The organism is Rhizobium sp. WYCCWR 11152, from assembly GCF_013087615.1.
In the GTDB taxonomy this organism is placed as follows: domain Bacteria; phylum Pseudomonadota; class Alphaproteobacteria; order Rhizobiales; family Rhizobiaceae; genus Rhizobium; species Rhizobium indicum.
In genome coordinates this window covers 214,389-241,118 of the sequence record NZ_JABFCP010000024.1, presented here as the reverse complement: position 1 = coordinate 241,118, position 26,730 = coordinate 214,389, and the positions used below count along the sequence as shown (strand labels likewise).

At 61.3% G+C, this 26,730-nt stretch carries 20 protein-coding genes; 14 read left to right on the top strand and 6 right to left on the bottom strand.

All coding sequences use genetic code 11. The features are described 5' to 3' along the window. Positions 1 to 97: 97 nt before the first annotated feature. Genes G9X67_RS31470 through G9X67_RS31445 form a run of 6 tightly spaced genes read left to right on the top strand, consistent with a single transcriptional unit; the run spans position 98 to position 8,233 of the window. Positions 98 to 2,620, top strand: a complete 2,523-nt coding sequence (locus G9X67_RS31470; protein WP_171600479.1) for a hypothetical protein — start codon at positions 98 to 100, stop codon at positions 2,618 to 2,620. A 17-nt stretch (positions 2,621 to 2,637) separates the two neighbouring features. Further along, on the top strand, positions 2,638 to 3,732 hold the full coding sequence (locus G9X67_RS31465) for a glycoside hydrolase family 88 protein (protein ID WP_012755439.1): 1,095 nt from the start codon (positions 2,638 to 2,640) through the stop codon (positions 3,730 to 3,732). Next, positions 3,729 to 5,093: a glycoside hydrolase family 28 protein gene (locus G9X67_RS31460; RefSeq protein ID WP_171600478.1), complete on the top strand. Its 1,365-nt coding sequence runs from the start codon at positions 3,729 to 3,731 to the stop codon at positions 5,091 to 5,093. Before G9X67_RS31465 ends, G9X67_RS31460 begins: the two co-directional genes overlap by 4 nt. Further along, positions 5,081 to 6,187 (top strand): sn-glycerol-3-phosphate ABC transporter ATP-binding protein UgpC, encoded by a 1,107-nt coding sequence (gene ugpC / locus G9X67_RS31455; protein WP_171600477.1) that lies wholly within the window; start codon positions 5,081 to 5,083, stop codon positions 6,185 to 6,187. Before G9X67_RS31460 ends, ugpC begins: the two co-directional genes overlap by 13 nt. A 2-nt stretch (positions 6,188 to 6,189) precedes the next feature. Next, entirely contained in the window at positions 6,190 to 7,185 is a 996-nt protein-coding gene (locus G9X67_RS31450) for a sugar ABC transporter permease (protein ID WP_171600476.1), read from the top strand. A gap of 1 nt (position 7,186) precedes the next feature. Then, complete coding sequence (locus G9X67_RS31445; protein WP_171600475.1) at positions 7,187 to 8,233, top strand: carbohydrate ABC transporter permease; 1,047 nt, start codon at positions 7,187 to 7,189, stop codon at positions 8,231 to 8,233. 264 nt (positions 8,234 to 8,497) lie between these two features. On the opposite strand, the gene G9X67_RS31440 is transcribed toward G9X67_RS31445, so the two are convergent. After that, positions 8,498 to 9,649 carry an ROK family transcriptional regulator gene (locus tag G9X67_RS31440; RefSeq protein ID WP_171600474.1) on the bottom strand — a complete coding sequence of 384 codons (1,152 nt, stop codon included), beginning with the start codon at positions 9,647 to 9,649 and terminating at the stop codon, positions 8,498 to 8,500. Positions 9,650 to 9,890: 241 nt separating this feature from the next. Here G9X67_RS31440 and G9X67_RS31435 point away from each other — a divergent pair, with 241 nt between their 5' ends. After that, the gene (locus G9X67_RS31435; RefSeq protein WP_171600473.1) at positions 9,891 to 10,946 is read left to right on the top strand and encodes a helix-turn-helix domain-containing protein; all 1,056 of its coding nucleotides are present in this window, start codon (positions 9,891 to 9,893) and stop codon (positions 10,944 to 10,946) included. A 42-nt stretch (positions 10,947 to 10,988) separates the two neighbouring features. On the opposite strand, the gene G9X67_RS31430 is transcribed toward G9X67_RS31435, so the two are convergent. Both G9X67_RS31430 and G9X67_RS31425 read right to left on the bottom strand, forming a co-directional pair. Continuing rightward, a complete protein-coding gene (locus G9X67_RS31430; RefSeq protein WP_171600472.1) occupies positions 10,989 to 12,005 on the bottom strand; it encodes a LacI family DNA-binding transcriptional regulator in 1,017 nt (338 codons plus the stop codon). Between the two features lie 75 nt (positions 12,006 to 12,080). After that, positions 12,081 to 12,713 (bottom strand): TetR/AcrR family transcriptional regulator, encoded by a 633-nt coding sequence (locus G9X67_RS31425; RefSeq protein WP_171600471.1) that lies wholly within the window; start codon positions 12,711 to 12,713, stop codon positions 12,081 to 12,083. A gap of 111 nt (positions 12,714 to 12,824) precedes the next feature. Between G9X67_RS31425 and G9X67_RS31420 the strand changes: the two genes are divergently transcribed. From G9X67_RS31420 to G9X67_RS31400, 5 genes are all read left to right on the top strand, one after another. Further along, a complete protein-coding gene (locus tag G9X67_RS31420) occupies positions 12,825 to 13,898 on the top strand; it encodes an efflux RND transporter periplasmic adaptor subunit (protein ID WP_171600470.1) in 1,074 nt (357 codons plus the stop codon). Further along, complete coding sequence (locus G9X67_RS31415) at positions 13,895 to 14,980, top strand: efflux RND transporter periplasmic adaptor subunit (RefSeq protein WP_171600469.1); 1,086 nt, start codon at positions 13,895 to 13,897, stop codon at positions 14,978 to 14,980. Before G9X67_RS31420 ends, G9X67_RS31415 begins: the two co-directional genes overlap by 4 nt. Next, a complete protein-coding gene (locus G9X67_RS31410) occupies positions 14,977 to 18,048 on the top strand; it encodes an efflux RND transporter permease subunit (RefSeq protein ID WP_171600468.1) in 3,072 nt (1,023 codons plus the stop codon). Before G9X67_RS31415 ends, G9X67_RS31410 begins: the two co-directional genes overlap by 4 nt. Positions 18,049 to 18,124: 76 nt before the next feature. Then, positions 18,125 to 19,303 carry an alpha/beta fold hydrolase gene (locus G9X67_RS31405; protein ID WP_138388767.1) on the top strand — a complete coding sequence of 393 codons (1,179 nt, stop codon included), beginning with the start codon at positions 18,125 to 18,127 and terminating at the stop codon, positions 19,301 to 19,303. A 146-nt stretch (positions 19,304 to 19,449) separates the two neighbouring features. Next, positions 19,450 to 20,901, top strand: a complete 1,452-nt coding sequence (locus G9X67_RS31400; RefSeq protein ID WP_138388768.1) for an NCS1 family nucleobase:cation symporter-1 — start codon at positions 19,450 to 19,452, stop codon at positions 20,899 to 20,901. A 67-nt stretch (positions 20,902 to 20,968) separates the two neighbouring features. On the opposite strand, the gene G9X67_RS31395 is transcribed toward G9X67_RS31400, so the two are convergent. Beyond that, positions 20,969 to 22,849 (bottom strand): HAMP domain-containing methyl-accepting chemotaxis protein, encoded by a 1,881-nt coding sequence (locus G9X67_RS31395; protein WP_171600467.1) that lies wholly within the window; start codon positions 22,847 to 22,849, stop codon positions 20,969 to 20,971. Between the two features lie 197 nt (positions 22,850 to 23,046). Here G9X67_RS31395 and G9X67_RS31390 point away from each other — a divergent pair, with 197 nt between their 5' ends. Both G9X67_RS31390 and G9X67_RS31385 read left to right on the top strand, forming a co-directional pair. After that, entirely contained in the window at positions 23,047 to 23,757 is a 711-nt protein-coding gene (locus G9X67_RS31390; RefSeq protein ID WP_171600466.1) for a DUF4272 domain-containing protein, read from the top strand. A 164-nt stretch (positions 23,758 to 23,921) separates the two neighbouring features. Beyond that, positions 23,922 to 24,965 carry a magnesium and cobalt transport protein CorA gene (locus G9X67_RS31385; protein ID WP_171600465.1) on the top strand — a complete coding sequence of 348 codons (1,044 nt, stop codon included), beginning with the start codon at positions 23,922 to 23,924 and terminating at the stop codon, positions 24,963 to 24,965. A gap of 48 nt (positions 24,966 to 25,013) precedes the next feature. On the opposite strand, the gene G9X67_RS31380 is transcribed toward G9X67_RS31385, so the two are convergent. Both G9X67_RS31380 and G9X67_RS31375 read right to left on the bottom strand, forming a co-directional pair. Beyond that, a complete protein-coding gene (locus tag G9X67_RS31380; protein WP_138388772.1) occupies positions 25,014 to 25,784 on the bottom strand; it encodes a phosphotransferase in 771 nt (256 codons plus the stop codon). Next, positions 25,781 to 26,659 (bottom strand): MBL fold metallo-hydrolase, encoded by an 879-nt coding sequence (locus tag G9X67_RS31375; protein WP_138388773.1) that lies wholly within the window; start codon positions 26,657 to 26,659, stop codon positions 25,781 to 25,783. Before G9X67_RS31375 ends, G9X67_RS31380 begins: the two co-directional genes overlap by 4 nt. Positions 26,660 to 26,730: the final 71 nt, after the last annotated feature.

The following is a 26,730-nucleotide window of genomic DNA, read 5'->3' as shown; positions in this document are numbered from 1 at the left end:
TCTGCGGCAATAGCGATGTTTTTGAGCAATTTGCAAAAATGGCGCGCACAAATAACCTAATGAAAATATTTTCATAGGATTGCGGAGGAGGCGGTCTGTGAAAACGGAATGCATCAAGCAGCCGGGCGAGATGGCGCCAGCATACAGTGTGGCCATGGGCCAGACGATCACGGCATGGGCCGTTTCCGGCCTGATCGCCAGCTATTTTCCCGGCGAGCCCGCGCCGGCCGAAGATCGCGTAAACTATCGTTTCATCAACGGTTTCGTCGATGTCGGCGACTTGCCCTGCCGCAAGGCCTTCTGGTCGACCATGGTCGGGCGGCCGCTATTGCCCGACACCGCCTGGCCGACCGAAAGCCTCAATCTTCCCGGCTCGAACCGCCGCGTCGAGTTCACCGGCTTCTGGCACGTACCGACGCATCTCAGGCGATGGCTGAAGGGCACGTTCAGAACGGAGACCGCGCGAACGCTCAATCTCAGACTGAAGACCTGCGGCGGCGTTCGCATATGGGTCAACGGACAGGAGGCGGTGCGCTTCGAACCCTTCAAGCGCAACACCGAGAGCGCAACCGACATCAGCCTGCCGCTTGAAGCCGGCGACAACCAGATTCTCGTCCATACCGAAGACCTGGCCGAGCGTGACACGACGTGGTTCTTCGAGCTCGAGATGCTGGACGGCGAGCCGCTCTGCGTGCTGCTGCCCGTATCGTTGGATCAGGATGAGGTCAGCGAGCTGGAAGCCCTTGCGCGCGGCGTCCGTCCGGCTCGCGACGTCTTCGTCAATCAGCCGCTGGAGATCATCTTCGGCACGGCGCCCGAACGCGACTTGCCTGTCGAGATCAAGGTCATCGGCCATGGTCACGAACGGCCCATTCTCGCGTATTCCAGATTGACGCTGCGCGCCCATCAGAGCAGCCTCACGGCCGACGATATCTGCGGCATTGCGGACGGTTATCACGGCGTCCACATGACGATCGGCAGCGGCACGGGTTCGGTTACGCGCGTCATCGATGCCGCCTTCATGAGCAGCGTTTCGTCGTTGCCATCAGAGACGTCGCTCGCCGCCCGCAAGCGGCAGGCACTGGAATACAGCGCCCGCTTCGGCGCAAACCGCGTCGGGCGCCTGATCGCCATGATGGAAACCGGCCATCACGACCAGGAAAGCTTCGACCGCATCATCGACGCGACGCTGGCCTCCATCGATGCGCGGGAGGATTGCTCGGATTTCATCATGGTGCCGCTCTTGTGGCTGCTCGGCGCCTATGCCGACCGGATGCCCGATGCCGTGGTCGATCGCATTCGGCATTCCGTTCGCTCCTACCGTTACTGGGTCGACGAGCCGGGTAACGACGCGATGTGGTTCTGGAGCGAGAACCATGTGCTCTGCTTTCACACGAGCCAGCTGTTGGCCGGACTTCTTCTGCCCGACGAGGTGTTTTCGGCCTCGGGCAGGACGGGGCAGCAGCAGGCGGAACTTGCCGGCGAGCGGCTCGGCCGCTGGTTCGACAGCGTCGAAGCCCATGGGTTGGCGGAGTGGAACTCGGCCGCCTATTACCCGATCGATTTCATCGGCCTGCTGGCGCTGGAGCGCTGGGCCGAGACGGCGATGTCAGCGCGCGCCCGCGCCCAGATCGATCTCATCTTCCGGATGATCGCCCTTCATACGCTGGCAGGCGTTCCGGCCGGATCGCAGGGCCGCGCTTACGACAAGGAGTTGCGCGCCGGCCCGCTGACCGAGCTTGCGCCTTTCGCCCAGGTTGCCTTCGGAACCGGCTGGCTGAACAATGGTGTGGCGGCATTGACCATGTTCTGCGCCGGCGGCTACGAGCCGCCCGCCGATCTGGCCGAACTTGCGACGCTCAACCGGGGAAGAAGCGTCGAGGCGCGCTACAGCCAGGGGCTTGAGAGCGGAAAACTCGTGCTGTTCAAAAACGAGGCGGCGCAGCTTTCGACGGTCGTCGATCACAAGACCGGCCAGAAGGGGCATCAGCAGCATGTCCTCGACATCCGGCTGGCCGGCCACCCGATGGCGAGGCTGTGGGTCAACCATCCCGGCGAGGACGATCCCTGGGGCAATCAAAGGCCGTCCTATTGGGCCGGCAACGGCATCTTGCCACGCGTTGCCCAGCATCGCGACGTCGCTCTCCTGATCGAAGACACAAGCGACGCACGCCATGCATGGACGCACGCCTATATCGGCCGCGACGGGCTGGACGATCTCATCGTCGAAGACAAGTGGCTCATCGCGCGATCGGGCCGGGGTTTTTCCGCCCTCTGGGCGTCGAACGGCCTGGAGCTGATCAACGACGGGCCGACCGCCGGCCGCGAGGCGCGCTCCTACGGAGAGCTTTGCGGCTGGGCCGCTATCGTCGGATGCGGCGATGGCGACGCCTTCAAGGCGTTCATCGAACGCCTGCGCCGGACGACGGTTTCCTTCGATCCCGAGCTTCGGCGTCTCTCCCTGACACCGCCGGGCGGCCCGGCGATCGACCTTTCCTATGCCGACGGTCTTTCGATCGGCGGCGAGGCGAAGCCCTTCGCCCACGATCAGCCGCACCCGATCCTCACCCACGACAGTGCAGCCTCCGGCGCCGGCACTGACGGGCCGCTCTACTCCTGAAAACATAGGTCTCCAGCATGAACACAACATCTGTCGATAACGCCGCCCTCCTGACGACGATCGATCGCGTGGCAACGGCTTTCAGCCGGCTCAGAGGCATCAAGGAAGGTCTCGTGACGGGAAATTCCGCCTCCGGAATCCAGTTCGACGAATGGGACTGGGAAGTCGGCGTCGGTCTTTACGGCTTCCTGCGTCGCGCCATTTCCACCAATGATCAGAAAGCGCTGCAGGAACTCGTCGCCTGGTATGCCGGCCAGATCGAACGCGGCTTGCCGCCGCGTCAGATCAACAGCACGGCGCCGATGCTGCCGCTTGCAATCCTCGTTCAGCATGTCGACCGTCCCGATTTTCGCGCGCTTGTCGAGGACTGGGCCGAATGGCTCGTCAAGGAACTGCCCAAGACCGAGGACGGCGGCTTTCAGCACGTCGTCAAGGAGCGCCTCAACGACGGCGAATTGTGGGACGATACGCTGTTCATGGCCTGCCTGTTTCTCGCCCGCGCCGGCGTTCTCTGCGAGCGCAGCGAGTGGATCGACGAGGCCGTCTATCAGTTCGTGATCCACACCCGCTATCTCTCCGATCCGGTCAGCGGGCTCTGGTATCACGGCTGGACCTTCAACGGACGGCACAATTTCGCCAATGCCTTCTGGGCGCGCGGCAATGCCTGGATCACCGTCGCCATCCCCGAGCTCTTCGACCTCGTTCCGACGCTCGGCGAGAAGGACCGGCGTTTTCTGTCGAACGTCCTCGTCAGCCAGGTGCGCTCCTTGAAAGCATACCAGCGGCCGGACGGCATGTTCACGACGCTTCTCGACGATCCGTCTTCGCCGCTGGAAACCTCGGCCACGGCAGGCATCGCCTACGGCATATTGCGCGCCATCGATGCCGGCATTCTCGACAAGGACGACAGGGCCTATGCGGAGCGCGCGCTTGCGGCGGTGCTGGCGCAGATCGACGAAGAAGGCGTCGTCCACGGCGTCTCGGACGGCACGCCGATGGGCCATGACCTCGATTTCTACAGGCGCATCCCCAACGTGCCGACGCCTTATGGCCAGGCGCTGACCATGCTGCTGCTGACGGAAGTCTTTCTCGAGAACGGCCAGCGCCAATGAGCCCCGTGTCTCTTGTCGCGATCGAGCCGGCGGAGGGCGACGATACGGTCCGCCTGCAGGCGGCCATCGACGGCCTGTCGGCTTCGGGCGGCGGACGCGTGGAGCTCATGGCCGGCATTCATGTCTGCCGCGGGCTGCAGCTCAGATCCGGTGTCGACCTTCATCTAGCCGCCGGTGCGATCCTGCGTCCCGTTCCGGACTATGCCGCCTATGCGCATACGACCGTTTCGGTGATCGCCGAAAAATCCGACCGCGGCATGATCGTCGCCAAGGATGCGCGGCGCATCAGCCTGACGGGGGCGGGGCGCATCGAAGCCGGTTGCGACAGCTTCATCGTGGGAGACGACGAGACGGTGGGAACCTTCATCCCGGCCGAATTTCGTCCCCGCGTCGTCGTCTTCGAGGGCTGCGACGAGGTCGAGATCAACTCCGTCCATATTTGCCGCTCGCCGATGTGGACGCTGCACTTCGTCAACTGCACCGATGTCGCGGTCAGGAACGTGACCATCGACAACGACCGCCGCCTTCCCAACACGGACGGGATCGTACTGGATGCCTGCCGCGGCGCCGTCATCGAGGACTGCCGGATATCGACGGCCGACGACGGCATATGCTTGAAGACGAGCATCGGTCCTGACCGTGTCGCCATCGGGCGTTGCGAAAACATTCTCGTTCGTCGATGCTCCGTTCAGAGCCTTAGCTGCGCGCTGAAGATCGGCACGGAAACGCATGGCGACGTCACCAATGTCGTGTTCGAGGATTGTAGCGTCTCATCTTCCAACAGGGCGCTCGGCGTATTCTCCCGCGACGGCGGCCGGATATCGAACGTGAGGTTCTCACGAATTGCGGTAGAGTGCCGCGAGACGCCCGATGGTTTCTGGGGCTCGGGGGAGGCGCTGACCGTCAACGTCGTCGACCGTGTTACGGAACGCCCGGCCGGCGCCATCGACAATCTCATCGTCGAGGACATCACCGGGCGGATGGAGGGGGCGATCACCGTCATATCGACCTCGTCGGCCGGCATCAGTAACGCATCGCTGGCGCGCATCGCCATCGATCAGCAGCCTGGGCAGCTCGGCACGGCGCGGTCCTACGACCTGCGTCCGACAAACGCGGACCTTTCCCCGACAGCCGATGGCGGCGGCCGTGCCAATGCCTGGACCCGCGGGTCGGACGGGCGGGTGATCGGTCTTGAGCACTATCCGGGAGGAATGCCGGCCGTCTACGTGGCTGATGTCACCGGGCTCTCGATGAACGAGGTGCGGATCACGAGGCCGACACCGCTGCCGCAAGGCTGGAACAAAAACGACGCCGTCTTCGAAACGGCGGCACCTGATGGGAGTGGAACATGGCAGAACTGAAACTTTCCAACGTCAACAAGTCGTATGGCTCGGTCAAAGTCCTGCATGACGTCGAACTCGATATCCAAGACGGCGAGTTCGTCGTCTTCGTCGGTCCGTCGGGATGCGGCAAGTCGACCCTGCTGCGTGTCATCGCCGGCCTCGAAGAGGTCACGGAGGGCGCAATCGCGATCGGGCGCCGCGACGTCAGCGCGCTCTCGCCGGCCGAGCGCAAGATCGCGATGGTCTTCCAGTCCTACGCGCTCTACCCGCATATGAGCGTTCGCAAGAACCTCGCTTTCGGCCTGGAGAACCTGAAGTTCAAGCGTGCCGAGATCGAGGCGCGGATTGCCGAAGCTGCCAGGATGCTGGCGATCGAACCCTATCTGGACCGGCGCCCGAAGCAGCTTTCGGGCGGCCAGCGCCAGCGCGTGGCGATCGGCCGGGCTATCGTGCGCGAACCGGATATTTTCCTCTTCGACGAGCCGCTGTCCAATCTCGACGCGGCGCTGCGCGTTCAGACCCGGGCCGAGATCACCAAGCTCCATCGCGAGATCAAGACGACGATGATCTATGTCACGCATGACCAGGTCGAGGCGATGACGATGGCCGACAAGATCGTCGTGCTGCGCGCCGGGCGGGTCGAGCAGGTCGGAGCACCGCTGGACCTGTTCGACAGCCCGCGCAATCTCTTCGTCGCCGGTTTCCTCGGCTCGCCGCGTATGAACATCATCAAGGGCAAGGTCGCTGGCATCGAGGAAAGCGGTGTCGTCATCGATGTCGGCAATGGTGGTAAGGTCGTCAGCGATGCCGATCCCGCCGGCATTGCGGTCGGACAGGCCGTTCTCGCCGGCATTCGGCCCGCGCATTTTTCACGTTCCAGCGAGCAAGGCCTGCCGTTCATCGTCCAGTATCACGAGGGCCTCGGCACCGAGACCTATGTCTACGGCATCCTTGCAGGCCATGACGAGCAGATCATCATTCATGAGGCCGGCCATTTCGCGCCGGCGCCTGGTGATCACATCCTGATCGACGCCGCCCCGGGGCGGGTTCATCTGTTCGATCCCGAAAGCAGCCTGGCTTTTGCCAGGCGGCCCGGACAGGGGAGGCGCTGAACATGGCGGCGCTCAAGGTAGGTGCATTGCTGTCCCGGACAGGGGAAACGGCGATGAGAGTGGTCGAAGCCCCGATAAATGTGATCGAGCGCATCTTCGGCCGCAAGCGTATGCCATGGCTGTTCCTGGCACCGAACCTCGTTCTGTTCGCCATCTTCACGTTCCTTCCGATCGCGATCGCGGTCGGTTACGCCTTTACCGGCGGCACCAATCTCTTCGTGTCGGAGCGGCCTTTCGTCGGCCTGGACAATTTCCGCACGCTGCTTTCCTGCGGCAATTACCTGCAGCCGGGAACCTGCCAGGAATCGCTGTTCTGGACGGCTGTGTGGAATACGCTCTGGTTCGTGGCCTTCAATGTCGTCGCCACATTGCTCGTGGCGCTGATCACGGCGCTGATCCTCAATCGGGCGATCGTCGCGCGCGGCTTCTTCAGGGCGATGTTCTTCTATCCTGTCTTGCTGTCGCCCGTCGTCATCGGCCTGATCTGGAAATGGTTCCTCGATCGCAACGGGCTGCTGAACGCCTTCTTCCAGATGATCGGCGTGCCCCCGGAGATCTTCCTGCTGGACGTCGGCTGGTCGCGCTTCTTCGTCGTCGTGGTGTCGGTCTGGTTCCACATGGGCTTTTACACGCTCATCCTCTTGGCCGGCCTCCAGGCCATCCCGAAGGAGCTCTACGAGGCTGCCTCCATCGATGCCGCCTCGCCGCGCCGCACGCTGTTCAGGATCACACTTCCCCTGCTGGCCCCGAACCTCTTAGTCGTGTTCATTCTTCTGATGATCAAATCCGTCCAGATCTTTGACGAGGCCTGGGTTCTGACCAATGGCGGCGGTCCGGGCACGGCCAACAGCTTCATCGTCCAATATATTTACCAGATGGCATTCGGCAGCGATCTTCGCCTCTTCGGACTGGCTTCCGCCGCATCGGTTCTCATGGGGCTGGTGCTTCTGGTTCTCACCCTCATACAGCTGCGTATCGGCAAGCGAATGGAGTCCTGAGATGAACCCGATCAGCTTTTTCACGCGCACACGCCGGGCCGGACGCATCGATATCACCGACATATTGTCGTGGGTCTGGCTGATCGGCGGAACCTTCGTCGTGCTCCTTCCCGTCATGTGGGCGGGCCTCTCCTCGCTGAAGCCGGCCGCCGAGATCACCCGGTTTCCGCCAACGCTGCTTCCTCGGGCCGCCGTGGAGCAGACCGTGCCCGGCTTCGACAAACCGCTCAGCCTCTGGAAGGTCACCATCGACGGTCAGATGCGCGAGATGGCCATGGTCCGCCGCATCGGCCTCAAGGCCCAGATGGTCGATCCCGCAAATCCAGGACCGCCCGTCAGCGTCGACGTCAAGGGGTTGACGCCGGTGCAGAAGCTGACGATCGCCACGCAGAATTACACCGATCCGCTGACGCGCTTCAACTTCCTGACCTTCCTCAAGAATTCGGTGTTCGTCACATTCGTCGCAACGCTGCTGACGCTGATCGTCAACGCTATGGCGGCCTTCGCCCTGTCGAAATACAAATTTGCAGGGGATACGACGGTTTTCGTCATCATCATTTCGACGCTGATGATCCCGCTCGCCGTCGTCATGGTGCCGGCCTATCTCGTCATCGTCGGGGTCGGGCTTGCCGACAACCTCTGGGGCGTCATCCTGCCGACGGTCGCCTCTCCGACTGCCGTCTTCCTGCTGCGGCAATATATGCTGACCATACCCGACGAGCTGATAGAGGCGGCGCGCGTCGATGCGGCGAGCGAATTCTGCATCTTCTGGCGCATTATCCTGCCGCTGACGGCGCCGGCTCTCGCGGTGCTGGCGATCTTTTCGGTGCTCTGGCGGTGGAACGATTTCCTCTGGCCGCTCATCGTCCTCAACAGCCGCGAGAATTTCACGCTGCAGGTCGGTCTGAATGCGTTCCAGGGCGAGTTCTCGGTGCAGTGGCACTATATCCTGGCGATGACGTTCCTCAGCCTGCTGCCTGTCACCATCGTTTTCCTGTTCCTGCAGAAGTACATCACCACGGGAATCGCCGGAACAGGCATGAAGTGATCGGCAAGGCGTGGAGATAGATCTCCTCGCAATCGCCGAACGACCCATACCACGCCTACCTCCCGGCTGAAGCGCGTCGCAATGAACCTGGTTCATGCGGCGCGTTTCGGTCGTTGTCTTTGTGCGTGACTCCCAAAATCGCCGCCCATTTTGTGGGCGGTATGCGCCGCCGCGAGCGTAGCGCTTGCCACCGAGGCCGGCCGCCTCCGCGACCTGATGGGCGGCCAGACGTCGATTTCAAAATGCTACGGCGTCCTGCAAATATCACAAAACGGTTTCGAAGAGCGGGATCAGGGCCGCGCCGATTGCGCCGGGGGCATCGATTATCTGTGCCACGGCAAGCCTGGGGACGTCGCGTAAAACCCCATGCCGAGGCAGGTTGTTGAATTCTGTCCGTTCGATCAGCATTCTCGCCAGTGAGTGCGGAAGCTCGCCGCCGAGGACGATCAATGCCGGGTCGAATATTGCGCAGATCGCATTGATGGCTCGATTGTGGGCCGGCGTGACGCGGTCGACCCACTCCTCAACGCCATCCCAGTCCATCAGGTCCTCGTTCTTCAGGTCCCTCAGGGTCAAGTTCATGCGCCCCTTGGCACGAAGATGTTCAAGCAGGACGCCGAGTGCAGGGCGTTCCTCGTAGTCCTGACGCCCGAAGAGAACGGAAAATTCGCCGGCGTTGCCGAAATTACCGCGAAACGGCATGCCTCCGGAAACCAGGCCGCCGCCATAGCCATGAAGATGGGCGATATAGGCGAAATCTGCGACATCGCGGCCAACGCCGAAAATGGCTTCCGCCAAGGCTGCGGTCCTGGCGACATTGTCTGCCCAGACCGGCAGCCCAAGTTGCTCTCCAAGCAGGGGTGCCAGGTCGATCAACGACCAATGAGCGAGCGGCAAGGGGCAATTGAATGCCGTCTCCAGCATGCGGTGGCCGGCGACGGCCAGGCCGACGCCGAGGACGTCACGCCGTTTGGCGCCCCGGCGGGCAAGAAGTTCTTCGACCGCCGCGTCGATCCGCTCCATTTCAACGGATAGCGAGGAGCCCGCCTGTGGGATTTCCATGTTTTCCAAAGGTTCGCCGAAACCCATGAGGCAAAGGCCGATCGAGCCGACGTTCACGGAGATGCCCAGCGTTAAACACCAGTCTTTGCGAAGGGTCAGCTCCGGGCTGGGCGGTCCCGGCCGTCGGGTTTCCGAATGGGAAAAGACGAGCATTCCTCGCTCATGAAGCCGCGCGACGATCCTGTGCAACGATTGCTGGGTGAGATCGAGCGGCTCTGTCAGGTCGGAGCGTTCGATCCCCGGAGACTTCCAGATCAGCCGCAACAGGTCGCGCTCGTTGCGGGAAGCAACGCGCATCGGTTGTGTGTCTCGCAAAAAATGCACGGCAACATGGTCTAGCGGATCATACTTCATTTTCGGTTCGTTTTGATTTACACTGTGAGTGTGAACCACATTGGGAGGGCATTCTGCTTCTGTCAAACAAGGAATTCGATCCCCGCTTTGCCGGCACTGCTTACCTCATCGAGATTGGTCAAGCCAGTCAGGCTGACGGCCTTTCAAAGGGGATCGTGTCCGAGCGTTTGGAAGGCACGATATCGGCGTTGCGGCGATCTCAAACGAGATGGAGCGCTTGAGGCGGTTAGCCGGTCGGGGTGTGGAAAGGGAAACAACCGAGTTGCAGATATCGTTGAGATCCGAAAATACGGTGTGCGCTCCCGAGCGTGAAGTATATGGGTTTGCGCCAACCCATGAAGGCACTGACTTCGAGTCGATGGTTCGCGCCTATTCGGCGGGCTACGGGGTGTTTGACGCGAAGCCGTTGAGCAACGATCGGGCCTTTGCCTGGGCCGCGGACTTGCGAACAAGTGAGGCATTTACGGTGCTTCATTCGGTTTATCAGAGTTCCTGGACAAGTCGGACGCTAGATGAGACGCCGCAACACCTTGCGTTTTACATTCCTCACTCGGGATCCTTCCGGCTGTCCATTGGAAAGACGGTGGTTGAAAGTGGGCCAGGTCGTCTCCTCATGGCCAACAACCACGAGGCTGGCGATCGTCTCATTCAAGGCGGCCCGCACTGCTCGGATGCCCTCTTTCTGGACTGGAAAGTTGTGAGGCGAATGCTCGTTTCACTGGTGGAAATGCCGATCCTCGACTCACTTGACCTTGAGCCGGTTGTGGATCTCGCAACGCCGTCGGGCCAGCTTATCGGCAGCCTGGTGCAGACGATCGTGCAGGGCATGCGCAATGGCGGTCCACTTCTGTCTTCACCTCTGGCCTTGGCGGCGATGAGCGAAACGCTTGCTAACCTCGTGATCCGTTTTGGCCGCCACCGTCTTTCCGACCATTTGGAAAAACAGAAAGTGTGTTTGATCGCGCCGTGGCATGTCCGGCGTGCTATCGACTATATGCACGCCAATATCGCAGAGCCCCTCACCATGACGATGGTTGCCGATGGTGTCGGTGTTTCGCTTCGTGCGCTGCAAACCGGTTTCAGGGCCTTCCGGGGAACTTCACCGGGCGGTTACTTGCGCACGATCAGGTTGCAAGCAGCTCGCGACCAATTGCGGGACCCGATGAATCAGCGATCCGTCCGCGAAATCTGCGCGCTGTGGGGTTTTTCTCATGCCGGCAGGTTCTCTATTATCTACCGCAGCGCCTTTGGAGAAAGCCCGCGCGATACGCGCCTGCGGGCTGAGCGCTTGCGATAAAGAAGGACGCCGAAAAGTGTGAACGGTTTTCGGCGTCATGCTCTAGGAGCGCGGCGGTGCGATACTGCCGCGCAGGACGAGATGGCATCCGAGTTCCAGGCGATGGGCCGGCCGCTGCGGATCGTTGGCGATCGAAAGCGGTGGACGGCTGAATTCGCCGGGGACGATATCGTCGAACCCCAGGACCGAAATCGCTTCCGGCACGCGTATGTCACGATCGGCCAATGCCTTCAGGCAGCCGAGCGCCAGATTGTCGGCCGCGCAGAAGACGGCGGTCGCGCCTTTCACCGTGGGATCGCGGTCGAGCAGCGCGTTGATGGCAGCCTCGCCGTGCCTGGGCTCATATCCCTCGGCCTCGACGATCATATCGTCAGGCACCGGAAGCTGGGCGGCAAGATAGGCGTCGGAAAAGCCGTCATATCGGCGCTGGATCGTCGTGCGGCCCTTCCAGGTCAGATGCAGGATGCGGCGATGCCCGAGCGCCAGCAGGTGCTCGATGCCGAGCCGCGCTCCGAAGCGGTTTTCGGGGGTGACCGTATCGACCAGCATGGCGGGGTCTTCTCCGTTGACGATGACAACAGGCATATCAGGGGAGGCGAGGCTTCGGATCAGTTCCGGCTGATCATCGTTCAGGACCACGATGCCGTCGGCACGTTCCGACAGCGCGATCTGCCTGACCTGAGCGCCGTCGATACGCCGGCGGGTGCTGACGAAGGGTACGATCCTGATGCCGCGGCGTTCGCACTCCCTGCGAAGACCGTTGAGGATCGTCCAGCTCACCAGATTGAGATCGCTCTCCGGTGCGGCATCGTCGGGAATCGCAAGAAGCAGGACGCGCAAGGCCGCAATCGTCGCCTTCTTCCTCCGGCGGTCGAGGTAACCCAGGCGTTTGGCTGAATCCAGAACCCTTTCGCGCACCTCGATCGTCAGCGGCGCGGTCCCGTTGAGCGCGTGCGAGGCCGTGCTCAGCGACACGTCCGCATCGCGCGCGACATCCTTGAGATTGACTTTGCGTTCCACTTTTTCCGTCGCGAATTGAGGTCGTGCTTTTGAAGGCATAGCTAACTTGATGTTTTCACATAAAAACTTGAGAAAAGCTACGTGCCTGGCGCGGTATTTTTCGTCATTCGACGATCAGTGAGGTTTGGCAAGCAGGCCATTGAGCAGCAGGTCGAAATAGACCCGCAGGAAGGCCTCCTTGTTGGGAGTGGGTACGCGGCGGTCGTCGAATATCAGCCGCAGAACTGTCGTCGTCAGGATGGGCGCGACCACGATATCGGAGAATTCCACCGGAACTTCGCGAAACTCCCCTGACGCCACACCCTCTAGAATGAGAGAGTCGACCTTGGTGATGATCGGCTCAATGAACTGATCGTGGTGGCGGTCGATCAGGTCGGGGAACCGGTGTCCTTCCGCAATGACGAGCCGCGTCAGCTCGCGGGTCGTGCGATCCTCGGCGATTTGCTCGTAGAGCAGGCCGAGAATGGAGATCAGCCGGTCGGTGGCGCTGCCGCTGAGGCTCGCGGTGATCCCCAGCAGTTCCTGAAATGGCACGGAGAAATGGTTGATCATGGCTTCGAAAAGCTTTTCCTTCGTCTCGAAGTAGACATAGACGGTACCCTTGGTGACGCCGACCCTGTCGGCGATGTCTTCGACCCTCGTGCCTGTGAAACCGCATCTCACGAATTCCTCGAAGGCGGCATCGAGAATCTGGATGGGTCGCAGCGCCTTCTGTTCAGAGCGTGTGAGCTTCTTCTGGGCTGTCATTTTTTGATCCTCCAACCTGTTGCGTGCGCTCTCTCCCTGCGACGCAAAGTTTCATTGACTAAGTGGTCAGTCAATTATATAGCAGCAGCCGTTGAGAGCAAGAGGTCAACTATGAGAACCATTCTGGTCGCCACAGCGATCATATGCGCCATCGGTCTCGGATCATGCCGCGATGAGAGCAGACCGATTGGGCCAACCCCACGAGAGGTCGGCGTCATCGTCGCTAAGCCTGAGCCGCTAGTCCAGGGCGGCGCGGTCACAGGAGAAGTGCGGGCGCGGGTTCAGACCGATTTGTCCTTCCGCGTCAGCGGCAAGATCATCGAGCGGCTGGTGGAAGTTGGACAATCCGTGAAGGCGGGGCAGCTCCTCGCGCGGATCGATCCGGAAGAACAGAAGGCCGACCTGGATGTGGCGGCGGCCAATCTTCAGTCGGCTGAGGCGCAGCAGACCCAGGCGCAGCTCGCATACGACCGCCAGCAGAGCCTGTTTCGAACGCAGGTGACGACGCGTGCGGCACTCGACCAGGCGCAGGAGGCGCTTCTGACCGCGCAGGCATCGACGAAGTCGGCGCAGGCGCTGTTGGAAACCGCTCAGGACACCTTGTCTTACACGGAGCTGAAGGCGGACGCCGATGGGATGATCACCGCCCGCAATGCCGAGGTCGGGCAGGTGGCGCAGGCCGCCCAGGTCGTCTTCACGCTTGCCCATGACGGCGACCGGGATGCCGTCTTTGAGGTGGTCGAAAGTGCGTTCCTGCGCCCGATCGACGGCGACGGCACCGTGACCCTTCTGTCTGACCCGACGCAGAAGATCGCGGCGAAGGTTCGCGAGATTTCGCCGACGATCGATTCCTCCACCGGAACCATCAAGGTCAAGGTCGCGATATCGAGCGACGCTCCGATCCCTCTCGGTGCTCCCGTCGTCGGAAGGTTCAATTACGTCTCGCAGGACGTCATCCAGCTTCCTTGGTCCGCCATGACATCCAAGGACGGCAAGCCGGCCGTCTGGATCGTCGATCCCGCATCGTCCGCGGTTTCGGTCCGAGCGGTCGACGTCGCCGGCTACGAGACCGGCAGCTTTATCGTCAAGGCGGGTGTGTCGGAAGGAGAGGTCGTGGTGGCCGATGGGACCAAGTTCCTCAGGCCGGGTGAAATCGTGTCTTATGTCAAGGAAGCTTCCAAGTGAGTATTCGTCTCAACATAGTCGCTCTGATGGTGGGCACGGCCCTGATCTCCTCCTGCGCACCGCAGGAGGAAAGCAAGGAGGAAGCGCCTCGTCCCGTGCTGTCGATGACAGTCAAGCAGACGGCCGCCGCGAGCCTGGGCCTGACCGGCACGATCGAGCCGACGATCGAGACCGAACTCGGCTTCCGGATTCTCGGGCGGATGATCGCCCGCAACGTCAATGTCGGCGATCTCGTCAAGAAGGATGACGTCGTTGCCGCCATCGATCCGCTGGCGCTGGAGCTTGCCGTGCGCAACGCGCAGTCCGACGTCGAGAACAGCGACGCCCAGCTCAGGAATGCAGTGACCACCGAGCAGCGCCAGCGTGCGCTGTTGGAGTCGCGATCCGGCACCGAAGCCTCGCTCGAAGAGGCTGAGCAGGCAAAGCGGACGGCGGCCGCCGCCGTCGCCAAGGCGCAGGCCAACCTCGACAAGGCCACGGAGCAACACGGTTACGCGCAGCTTCGGGCGGAATTCGATGGCGTTGTGACGGCGACCTCGGCCGAAGTCGGACAGGTGGTGTCGGCCGGGCAGACGGTTGTGACCATCGCCCGGCCGGACAAGCGCGACGCCGTCGTCGATGTCCCGCAGGCCGCCGCCCAGAAACTGAAGATCGGCGCGCCCTTCGAGGTGATGCTGCAACTCGATCCCACCATCCGCACGTCCGGGATCGTGCGCGAAATAGCACCGGAGGCGGAGACCTCCACCCGCACGAGCAGGACCAAGATCGCGCTCACCAATCCGCCCGAAGCCTTCAGGCTCGGCTCGGTCATCACAGCCTCGGCAACCATTGCCGCCGATCCGCAGATCGTTCTGCCTTCCTCGGCAATCCTCGTCGGCAGCGACGGCCCGAGCGTCTGGATCGTCGATGCGCCTGCCGGGAAGGTATCGCGTCGCCGCGTGAAGATCGACGGCGACGTCGAAGACGGCGGCAGCGTCCGCGTCAGCGAAGGGCTCGCACCCGGAGAAAGGGTGGTCGTGGCAGGCGTGCATAAACTTGAAGATGGCCAGGCCATTAGGATCGACCAGGAGATCAGCCAGTGAAGTCCTTCAATCTTTCCGACTGGGCGCTCGAACACCGTTCGCTCGTCTGGTACTTCATGATCGTCTTCATTCTCGCAGGCGCTTTCTCCTATGTGAAGCTCGGCCGCGAGGAAGACCCGAACTTCACGATCAAGACGATGGTGATTACCGCGCAGTGGCCCGGCGCCTCCGCCGAAGAGGTGACGCGGCAGGTGACCGACAGGATCGAGAAGAAGCTCCAGGAACTGGAATCGCTGGACTATACCAAGAGCGAGACCGTTGCCGGCCAGACGACCGTCTTCGTTGAGCTGCTGCCGACGACCAAGGCAAAGGATGTCGCTCCGACCTGGCTGCGCATCCGCAACATGATCGCCGACATCAAGGGCGATTTCCCGACCGGCGTCGTCGGTCCCTTCTTCAACGATCGCTTCGGCGACGTGTTCGGAAACATCTACGCCTTCACCAGCGATGGCCTTACCCAGCGGCAGCTTCGCGATCTCGTGGAAAACGCCCGCTCCGAGGTCCTGACCGTGCCCAACGTCGGCAAGGTCGATGTGGTCGGCGCCCAGGACGAGGCGATCTATCTGGAATTCTCCACGCGCCAGATCGCAGCACTCGGGATCGACCAGCAGTCGGTCATCCAGACCCTGCAGGCGCAGAATGCCGTCACGCAGTCCGGCTTCGTCGACGCCGGGCCGGAGCGCATCGCATTGCGGGTGAGTGGACAATTCACGTCCGAGGAAAGTCTGAGATCGATTAATCTTCGGATCAACGACCGCTTCTTTCCGCTGACCGACGTCGCCACGATCAAACGCGGCTACGTGGATCCGCCGTCGGCGCTGTTCCGGTTCAACGGCCAGCCTGCGATCGGGCTTGCGATCGGCATGAAGCAGGGCGCCAATCTTCTGGAGTTCGGCGAGGGGCTCGATGCGCAGATGAAACGTGTCGTCGCTGACCTTCCGATCGGCGTGGACGTCCACCGTGTTTCCGATCAGCCGGCCGTCGTCGACGAAGCGGTGTCCGGATTTACCCGGGCGCTCTTCGAAGCGATCGCCATCGTCCTGGTCATCAGCTTTATCAGCCTCGGTCTTCGCGCCGGCATGGTAGTGGCGATCTCCATTCCCCTCGTCCTGGCGATCACCTTCGTGGTGATGGAATATTCCGGCATTTCGCTTCAGCGCATCTCGCTCGGAGCGTTGATCATCGCGCTCGGGCTTCTTGTCGACGATGCCATGATCGCCGTCGAGATGATGGTGGCCCGCCTGGAGGCGGGCGATGATCTCAGAAAGGCGGCCACCTATGTATACACGTCGACCGCCTTTCCGATGCTGACGGGAACGCTCGTCACGGTTGCGGGCTTTATTCCGATCGGTCTCAACGACAGCGCGGCGGGCGAATTCACCTTCACGCTTTTCGTGGTCATCGCGGTTTCGCTGATCGTTTCCTGGGTGGTGGCGGTGCTGTTCACCCCGCTTCTCGGCGTCACGATCCTGCCGAAGACCATGAAATCGCATCATGAGAAGAAGGGCCGCTTCGCCTCCGTCTTCTCCTGGCTCCTGGGCCTGGCGATGCGTTGGCGCTGGGTCACCATCATTCTGACGGTCGGCGTCTTCGGCCTTTCCGTCGGCGGCATGGGGCTGGTGCAACAGCAGTTCTTCCCCAATTCGGACAGGCCCGAGCTCATCATCGACTGGAACCTCCCTCACAACAGTTCGATCGCCGAAACCAACAGGCAGATGGCGAGATTCGAAAAAGAGATGCTGGCCGACAACAAGGATATCGATCATTGGACGACCTATGTCGGCCAGGGCGCGCCGCGCTTCATCCTGTCCTTTGACGTGCAGACGCCCAACGTGTCGTTCGGACAGACGATCATCGTCACCAAGGGACTCGACGTGCGTGACAAGGTGCGGGCAGAACTGCAGGACTATCTGACGAAAACCTTCCCCGGCACCGACGCCTTCGTGAAGCTTCTCGACATCGGTCCGCCGGTCGGCAAACCGGTCCAGTACCGGGTCAGTGGCCCCGATATTCAAAAGGTCCGCGACCTCTCCCAGCAGTTTGCCGGCGTCATCGGATCGCACCCGCTTCTGGCGAACATGGTCCTGGATTGGAACGAGCCGTCCCGCGTGGTGAAGGTCGATGTCCTGCAGGACAAGGCGCGCCAGCTCGGCGTATCCTCCGAAGACATCGCTACCGCGCTTAACGGCATCGTCGAAGGCTCGACGGCCACCCAGGTTCGAGACGACATTTACCTGGTCAACGTCATCGGCCGCGCCAGGGCATCCGAGCGCGATTCCATCCAGACGTTGCAGAACCTGCAGCTCTCCACCTCCAACGGCAAGGTCGTGCCGCTCTCCGCCGTGGCGAATTTCCGCTACGAGCTCGAACAGCCGACCATCTGGCGTCGCGACAGGCAACCCACCATAACGGTCAAGGCGGCCGTCGTTGGTCCGACGCAACCGGCCACGATCGTCGACCAGTTGAAGCCGAAGGTCGAAGAATTCCAGAAAGGCCTTCCGGTGGGATACAAGGTGGAAGTGGGCGGCGCGGTCGAATCCAGCGCCGATGCCCAGGGGCCGATCGCGGCTGTGGCTCCGCTGATGCTGTTTGTGATGGCGACCATCCTGATGATCCAGCTGCAAAGCTTCAGCCGGCTCTTCCTGGTGTTCGCCGTTGCTCCGACAGCCCTGATCGGCGTCGTCGCGGCGCTGCTGCTCAGCAACGCCCCCATGGGCTTTGTCGCGATCCTCGGCGTGCTCGCGCTCATCGGCATCCTGATCCGCAACTCCGTCATCCTGGTCGTTCAGATCGAGCATTTGCGCAGCGAAGGAATGGCGCCCTGGCAGGCGGTCGTCGAGGCTACTGAACACCGCATGCGGCCGATCATGCTGACGGCCGCGGCGGCCACGCTGGCGCTGATCCCGATCTCGCGCGAGATCTTCTGGGGGCCGATGGCCTACGCCATGATGGGCGGCATCGTCGTCGGAACCGCGCTCACCCTGCTGTTTCTGCCTGCGCTCTACGTCGCGTGGTTCAGGATCCCGAGGGATGAAGGCGTTCAGACCGAAGCCGCGGCAAAGGCATGAGCATGGGCTTTGACGTCCATCGCATGCGGCCGCCGCGGCGGCCGCTGCATATCCTGGTCTCCGAGGAGAGAGCTCGATGACGGAACAGCGTTTGAACGGGTTTCCGATGGGAGCCAAGGCGATGCTGGTCGCAATCGGCCTGGCGATGCTCGCCGGTTGCGCCACGAGACCGTCGCCCGATGTGTTGAACCCGGTCCATCAGCCCGTTCACCCAGCTCATCTGAATGCATCGCTTCACACTGATGACGCCGCCCCAAGCCGGGTGAATGTGCTCGCTGCGACGAACAGGAGCCTCGACACCGCACGCGGCGGGTTCGGCAGCACCTGGGCTGACAATCTCACCTACGAGCAATATGCGTTTTCGGTCCCTCCCGGCCGGAAGGACACCGCGATCACCTATCCGACCTCGAGGCCGGATCCCGAACGCCAATTTGCCGTCATCAGGCGCAAGCAGCTTGCAAAGGACGCCTTCGTAGAGGAGGCGCTCCACTCTACGCAGTCCGACGGCACTGTCGGCATCTTCGTGCATGGCTATAACTATAGCTATCAGGAGGCGCTGTTTCGCACTGCGCAGATCGCCGCGGACGCCAACATTCCGGGCTCTCCGATTCTGTTTTCGTGGCCTTCGGCCGCAGCCGTCGCCGGCTATGTCGCCGACCGCGATGCGGCTCTCTCCTCGCGTAGCGACCTCGACTCGCTTGTCACGTCACTCTCGGCTTCAGGAAAGGTGAAACGCATCATCCTTTTCGGACACAGCATGGGCGGATTCCTGGTCATGGAAACGGTGCGCCAGCTCAAACTGCAGCATCGCGACGACGTCATCGGCAAACTGGCGGTGATCCTGGCGGCCCCTGACATTGACGTCGATGTTTTCCGCTCCCAGCTGAAGGATATCGGGCGGATGCCGATCCCGATATCTCTTCTCGTTTCGAAGGACGACCGGGCGCTGGTGGCCTCTAGCTTCATAGCGGGAGAGCGGGCGCGCGTCGGACGCCTCGATATTGACGATCCCGTCATCAGGGAGGCTGCCTTGAAGGAGAGGCTTCGGGTCATCGACATCACGTCGATCCAGGCATCCGACGGGCTGGGGCATGACCGCTACGCATCGCTCGCCAAGTTCGGAGCGCAGCTTGCCTCCTTCGAAAGCGGCAGGCGGTCGACCGCCGGCGACGTCGGCGCCTATGTCTTCGATGCTGCCGGCGCCGCGGTCGCAAGTCCGTTTCGTCTGGCCGGGCGTGTCGTCGGCTCGCAATGACCGGACTGAGGTAAGAGCGGCGATGGCTAATCCTCAGGCATCGCCAAGAGATGTGTATAATGTGACTATTAAATTGTCAGATGCACAAATGGAGAGCAGACTTTTGCCTGTGGTCAAATTGACCTTGAGGATATGGGAGGGCATTCATGAGCGTACGAAATCCGTCTCCCTCGTTGTACAACGAGGATCTTGCACCCGCCGAGGAGCGCAAATGGGGTGCATTCAGCATCTTTAACGTCTGGACGTCAGACGTCCACAGCCTGTGGGGCTATTATCTGGCGGCGAGCCTGTTCCTGCTGTGTGGCAGCTTCGTCAATTTCGTCATCGCCATCGGCATCGGATCGCTGGTCATCTTCTGCCTGATGAGCCTGGTCGGCAATGCCGGCGTGCGTACCGGCGTCCCCTTTCCGGTTCTGGCGCGCGCTTCCTTCGGCACGTTCGGGGCGAATGTTCCGGCACTGGTCCGGGCGGTGGTTGCCTGCTTCTGGTACGGGGCGCAGACCGCCGCCGCATCCGGCGCGATCGTTGCCTTGCTGATCCGCAACGACAGCCTGCTTGCCTTTCATCAAAACAGCCACATGCTCGGCCACTCGACCCTCGAGCTCATCTGCTACGTCATCGTCTGGGGTCTGCAGCTGCTGATCATTCAGCGCGGGATGGAAACAGTTCGCAAGTTCCAGGATTGGGCGGGTCCCGCCGTCTGGATCATGATGCTGATCCTCGCGGTCTATCTGGTCGTCAAATCAGGCACCTTCTCCTTCGGTTCCGAGATCCCGCGCGACGTGTTGATCGAAAAGACCAAGGATGCCGGCGTGCCGGGCGAGCCTGGCTCCTTTGCAGCCCTTGCCGCCGTGGCCGCCACCTGGATCACCTATTTCGCAGCGCTTTACCTGAACTTCTGCGATTTCTCGCGTTACGCGACGAGCGAGAAGGCGCTGCGGAAAGGCAATCTCTGGGGCCTGCCGATCAACCTCCTGGCCTTCTGCCTCGTTGCAGGCGTCACCACCACGGCCGCATTTACGGTCTATGGCGAGGTCTTGCTGCATCCCGAAATGATATCGGCGAAATTCGACAGCTGGTTCCTGGCGCTGCTTGCGGCGCTGACATTCGCGATCGCAACGCTCGGCATCAACGTCGTGGCGAACTTCGTGTCGCCGGCCTTCGACTTCGCCAATGTCTTCCCGCGCCAAATCAACTTCAAACGCGGTGGATATATCGCCGCATTGATCGCTCTCGTGCTTTACCCGTTTGCTCCGTGGGAGACGGGTGCTGCGCATTTCGTCAATTTCATCGGATCGACGATGGGACCGATCTTCGGCATCATGATGGTGGATTACTATCTCATCCGGAGAAGCCAGCTGAACGTCGAAGCGCTCTATCATGAGAATGGCGAGTTCCGGTTCCAGAGCGGATGGCACGGCAATGCCTTCATCGCATTCGCGGTGGGCGTGCTCTTCTCCTCGATCCTGCCGACCTTCACCACCATCCTGCCGGACTGGTGGGGAACTTATGGCTGGTTCTTCGGCGTCGCCATCGGCGGGGCGATCTATTTCGTGTTGAGAATGGGCGCGCGGCGCAAACCGGCCTTCGCGTCCTGACCGAATGAAAAGCGCCCGGCAATCGCCGGGCGCCTTTTTATGTCGGGGTTTCCTGTCGCCGTCCGTTTCAGCGGCGAGCGGCAACCGCATGCACGGCTGCACGGGCTGCGGGCTGCGCCATGGTTCTCGCCGTCGAGCGAAGAGCCGAGGACTGACTGACCGCATCGTCGAGCCTGAACTGGGCGATGAGTTCGCGAAGCTTCTGGGCTTCCTGCGCGAGAGAATTGGATGCCGCGGTCGACTGTTGCACCATGGTTGCGTTCTGCTGCGTGGTCTGGTCCATCCGGTTGACCGCGACATTGACTTCGCTGAGTCCGATGGACTGCTCTTTCGCAGAGGTGGCGATCGAATCCATATGGTGATTGATCTGGGTGATGAAGCCGCCGATGGTCTTCAAGGCCTGGCCGGTATCGCGCACCAGCTTGACCCCGCCTTCCACCTCTTTCGAGGAGTTCTGGATCAGGCCCTTGATTTCCTTGGCAGCACTTGCCGAGCGCTGGGCGAGTTCACGCACTTCCTGGGCGACGACCGCGAAGCCCTTGCCGGCTTCGCCGGCTCTTGCCGCTTCCACGCCGGCATTCAGTGCCAGAAGGTTGGTCTGGAACGCGATTTCGTCGATGACGCTGATGATGTTGGAAATCTGCTGCGACGAGGTCTCGATGCGTTCCATTGCCTCTTCGGCGTGGGAAACGACTTCCGCGGAGACCCCGGCGCTGCGATTTGCCTCCGTGGCCACCGTGCGCGTCTCCTCGGTTCGCTTGCTGGAGTTCGACACGTTCGCTGTGATCTCCTCCAGTGCGGCCGCTGTCTCTTCGAGTGAAGCTGCCTGCTGCTCCGTGCGCTTTGCAAGATCGCTCGCCCCGGAAGAAATTTCCCGCGTGCCTTCGTCGATCGTACCGATGCTGTCGGAAATAGCTCTAAGCGTCGCGCCGAGTTGGGTGACGGACTGGTTGAAGTCATGGCGTAGCGCTTCGAAGTCCGGCGCGAAGGCCTCGTTGAGCTGGAAGGCGAGGTCGCCTGCCGCCAACCGCTTCAAACCGGCGGCGAGACCCGAGGTGGCAATGCGCAACCGCTCCGAGGCGTCGGCTTCCGCCTGCTCCTGGGCGGCAAGGCGATCGGCCTCCGCCCTGTTGCGGTTTTCGTCGGCTTCGATTGCCATCCGCTTGTTGGTGATCGCGGCCTGGCGGAAGATCTCCACCGCTCCCGCCATCGATCCGATCTCATCGGCGCGGTTTGCAAATGGAATCTCCGAATCTGTGTCTCCCTCGGCCAGCCGCCGCATCGAGGCGGTGATCCCGGTAATCGGATTGGCGATGCCCGTCAGCACGAAAGCGACGGCGCCGAGAACGAGCAATCCAGCAACGCCGATCGCCGCAAGCAGATAGAACTCTATCGAATCGAAGGTTTGCTTGCTGAGTTCGGCCGCCTTGTTGCTGCCGCTGACGTCCAATTCGACCAGGGTCGTCGTGGCTTCTTTGAGCTTGTCCGAATAGGAGCGCATCTCTCCGCCCAGATATTGCCCGGCTTCTTCGGTCTTGTTGGCGCGGGAAAGGGCGAGCAGCTGCGAGCTGCTGGCGATGTAGCCTCCAACACTGTCCTTAATCGTCCTGATCAGTTCACGCTCATGGTCGGATGAAGCCAGCAGAAGATAGGCGTCCACCGATTTGCCGACTGCATCCTCGGCGACTTTAATGGCGTCTTCGCGTGTTTTCTTTTCCGCATCCGACTGCGCGATGATGTGATCACGATAGGCGAGGCGCAAATTCGTCTTGGAGAGATTGATCGCCTGCGAAGCCTGAACGCTCGGCAGCCAATGGGTCGCAATTTCTTCAGTGGAGCCGTTCGTATTTCGAAGACCGTCGACCGCGAGATAGGCGACAAGACCGAAAAGAAGAGCAATGCCGCTGAAAATCAATAGCAAGCTCGATTTTATGTTTGGACGACGCATCGAAAGTCCTCATCGAACGCCGGCTTCATACCGGTTGGCCAAGGACTTTTGTAGCGAAAAAAATTTAACGATTTGTTCCATATGTAAAAAAGCCGTTTACCAGTTTTCCGGAAAATCGCCGCCGCCTTCGTGCTCGGGCTCCCGCTAAAGCAGGAAAATGCCTATCGATGCGGCGTCAGGGATGACACGAGCCAGAAATGATGAAGCGCATATTTTCCGCCCTTTTCGCATGGATCCTTCCGATGCAGGCGGCCGTTTCGCAACCCGCCGACGAAGCGGGGGCACGCAAAGCTCGGTCTATCGCCCAGCTTCAATCGGAAGGCGTGCCGACCATCGATCATCTGCCGACCATCGAGCCCGAGAGCGAGAGCACCCGCCGAAATACAAAGGCTGTCGTTCAGCGCACGATTGCGCTTGCGATCGTCGCCGTGAAAGGCGAGACCGGCGACCACGAAATGGGTCAGGCTCTCATCCGGCAGTTCGACGCGGCAAGTTTTTTCACCCCGAAGGAACGGGCGTTCATGGACGATCCCGATCCCACGGATCAGGACCGGACGAACTTCGCCTGGCGTTACGAGGGTGTGCAGGTCATGTTGTGGGCGCTCGGGATCAGCTCCGATCTCGAACGTCCCGATCATATTTGCGACGTGCCATTCATTGCGAACACGCTGCGCGAACTGGGGACGGACGGGCTGATGCGTCGCGCCAAGCTTCGTCCGCAGAAAGAACTCCTGGACGCCGCCGACCTCATTTACCGCTACGATTGGGCCGCCGTGAATGCGCGGCTGAAGGAAGAGGAGCCACCTGCCGGATTGGATAAGGGCGTGGTCTACGAACGGCATTACGCCCTCAACTGGCTGATTGGCTACATGGATCAGGATTGGGACGATATTTCCACGGACACGTGATGTTGCCTGGGCGCCTGGCCATGATGAAGGCGGCTGGTCAGACCCGCACCGACGCGGTGATGCATGTTTTACGAAATAGCATTATGATCGGCTGAGCGCCTGACCGGCGAAGGATTGGCCCGCGGATATATGATCCCGCGCGCGAATGGAGAGGATAGCTGGATTTGGAACGGCTGAAGGATTTGGAGAGTGCTCGTGAGCGGGCAGGTGGCGGTTCCACATCGCCTCCGTACGAACGGCCGGGCGTCGTGGCTGCCGCCGTTTACCAGCATGGGCAACGCATTCGCGACATCAGGATAGAAGAGGCCGGCGAATGGCGAAGCCGGGACAATGCCGTCGTCTGGATTGGCCTGCACGAGCCGGATGAAGTGCTGCTGCACCAGGTTCAGGCCGAGTTCAATCTCCATGCCCTGGCGATCGAGGACGCAGCACAGCCTCACCAGCGCCCGAAGCTGGAGATTTATGGGGATGCGATGTTCATCGTCGCCCGGACCGCCCATATGAAGGGTGACGAAATCGTCTTCGGCGAAACGCACTTGTTCGTCGGTCGCGGTTACGTCGTCTCCGTCCGCCACGGCGACTCGTCCTCCTATCTGGCGGTGCGGCAGCGATGCGAGGCCACGCCGGCAGCACTTGCCCACGGCGAGAACTATATTCTCTATTCCATCCTCGATTTCATCGTCGACAACTACATGCCTGTCATCGAGGTCGTGCAGGAGGAAGTCGAGAAGCTCGAGGATCTGGTGCTGCGCGAACAGCTGGAAAAGTCCGACATCGAGCGGCTTTACCTGTTGCGGCGTAAGCTGCTGCGGTTGCGCAACGCCGTGGTGCCCCTCGTCGACGTCTGTCGGCGGTACGAGCATATCGATCTTCCCGGCATGGATCCCACACTCCAGTCGCTGTTTCGCGATGTGACCGATCACGTGCGCCGGGTTCAGGAAGATATCGATGCGCTGCGCGAGGTCCTTGCCTTCGCCTTCGAGGCCAGCGTGATGATCGGCCAGACGGAGCAGACGGCGATCGCCCGCAAGCTCGCCGCCTGGGCGGCAATCCTCGCCGTTCCCACCGCGATCGCCGGTATCTACGGGATGAATTTCAACGATATGCCGGAGCTGAAATTCCAGTACGGCTATTTCGTCGTGCTTGGCGTCATCGTCACCTTGTGCCTGGGCCTCTTCGGTTTCTTCCGTCGAAAGAAGTGGCTATAGATATGTGATGTAGGGGGCAGACGGAATATCCGGGCTGGCGAAGATACGTCAGCACAAGGCCTTCAGCAGCCGATCCCGATGGCTGCGAACATAGTCCATATCGCTGAGATAGAGCCGGGCGTCTCCGGCAACCACGTCCTCCACGAACGTCTCATCTCCAGCGGCCGCACTCGCCAGCATGAAATCGACGAGCGCCTGAAGCCGCCAGCAAATCATCTCGGGGAGCTGGAGCCGTTCTTCCTTCGTCGCTCCATATGCCGTGCAGAAGAGTTCCGCTCGCCGCAGCTGTTCGTTGAGGCTGAAGGTCACATGAGGATTGGCAGGATCGGAAAGCGGCGCCCAGCGGTAGACCGAATAGGCCAGATCCCATAGGCGCGGCGCGGGATGGGCGGTATCGAAATCGATGATCCCGACAACCGCATGACCTGCCGTGGCGACGTTATAGGGCGCATAATCGCCGTGGCATATGATCTGGCGTGGCTCCTGTGGCGGCAACATCCATGTCTGGACCTCGCGATCCACTTCCAGAAATCCTTGAGATGCCGAATGAAAATCGCTCAGAAGCTTGGCTGCGGAAAGCAGCATGCGCTCCGATCCGACAAATTGGTCGCTCAGGTCTTCGCAGACGCGCCCGCTGACATAACTGACGACTTCCTGGTTTCCGGTTATCTCAATGGGATCCGGCGCTCCCGGAAAACCTCTGCTCCTGAGATGGCGCAAGAACCGGTGCACCGTCGGCGTCCATGCGCCGGCAGGCCTGATCACGGTGTTGCCGTCACGCCAGATCTGCCCAGCTCGCCCGCCCCCCAACAATTTCACTGTCCGGCCTCTTCGATATGGGCTTGAACCGTGGCGCCGAGGTTTGTCTCATGGCATTTCCGATAGAAAGCCACCACGTCGGAAGGCATTCCGTCGGGGATGGGGACGAAGTCTTCAAGCCGCAGGCCGCTTGAACCGTCGAGTTGCGGATCCGCCAGCTGGCTCTTGCTCAAGCTGCCGACACGATCGGCCAGGGCTTGGAAATAGGCGAGGTTCTCATCCACCGCCGAAGGGGAATAGGTCCGGCCGTGCGCCGGGATGACCAGTCTTGCATCCAGGCCACGTATCCGCTCGAGCGAGGAACGGATCAAGCGGAGGTCGTCTGCATTTTTGCTCCAGACTTCGGGAACGGGGTATTCCACCGCATCGACGGCCAGGCAGATGCGAAGTTCGGGAATCCATACGGCGATATGGTCGGGCGTGTGTCCAGGTGTATGAATGAGCTCCAGTGTCAGGTCGCCGCCGTTGAGGGTCATCGAGCCTGCGAACGTGATATCGGGACCGATGAGGTCGACATTCCGAAACCTCGACTCCTGGCTCGCCTTGTCCCTCAGGACTTCGCGTGCGGAAGGGTCGCGTAAACGGTCGAGCGCGGCGGCATGCGCGATAATCGGAGCGCGCCCGGCAATGGCGGCATTCCCCCAGAAATGATCCCAATCCATGTGCGAATTGATGACAATCAGCGGACGGGTGTTCGTCTGTACCTCGAGCAGGTCCAGCGCCGCCTTGCAGAGTTCGGGCGTTCCGAGCGTATCGATCAGGACGTTGAACCTCTGGGTCCGGACGAACACGGCATCAACTTCGTCTCCCGCCCTGACGATCACGATTCGATCATCGAGTTCGGGGTATGAACACAATTCCACCGATGGATTCACGTCTGGTCGCCTCTATTGCAATCGCAGTGATTCATTCGGATATATCAAGTCCCGTTCGGGCGCCTGCTCTT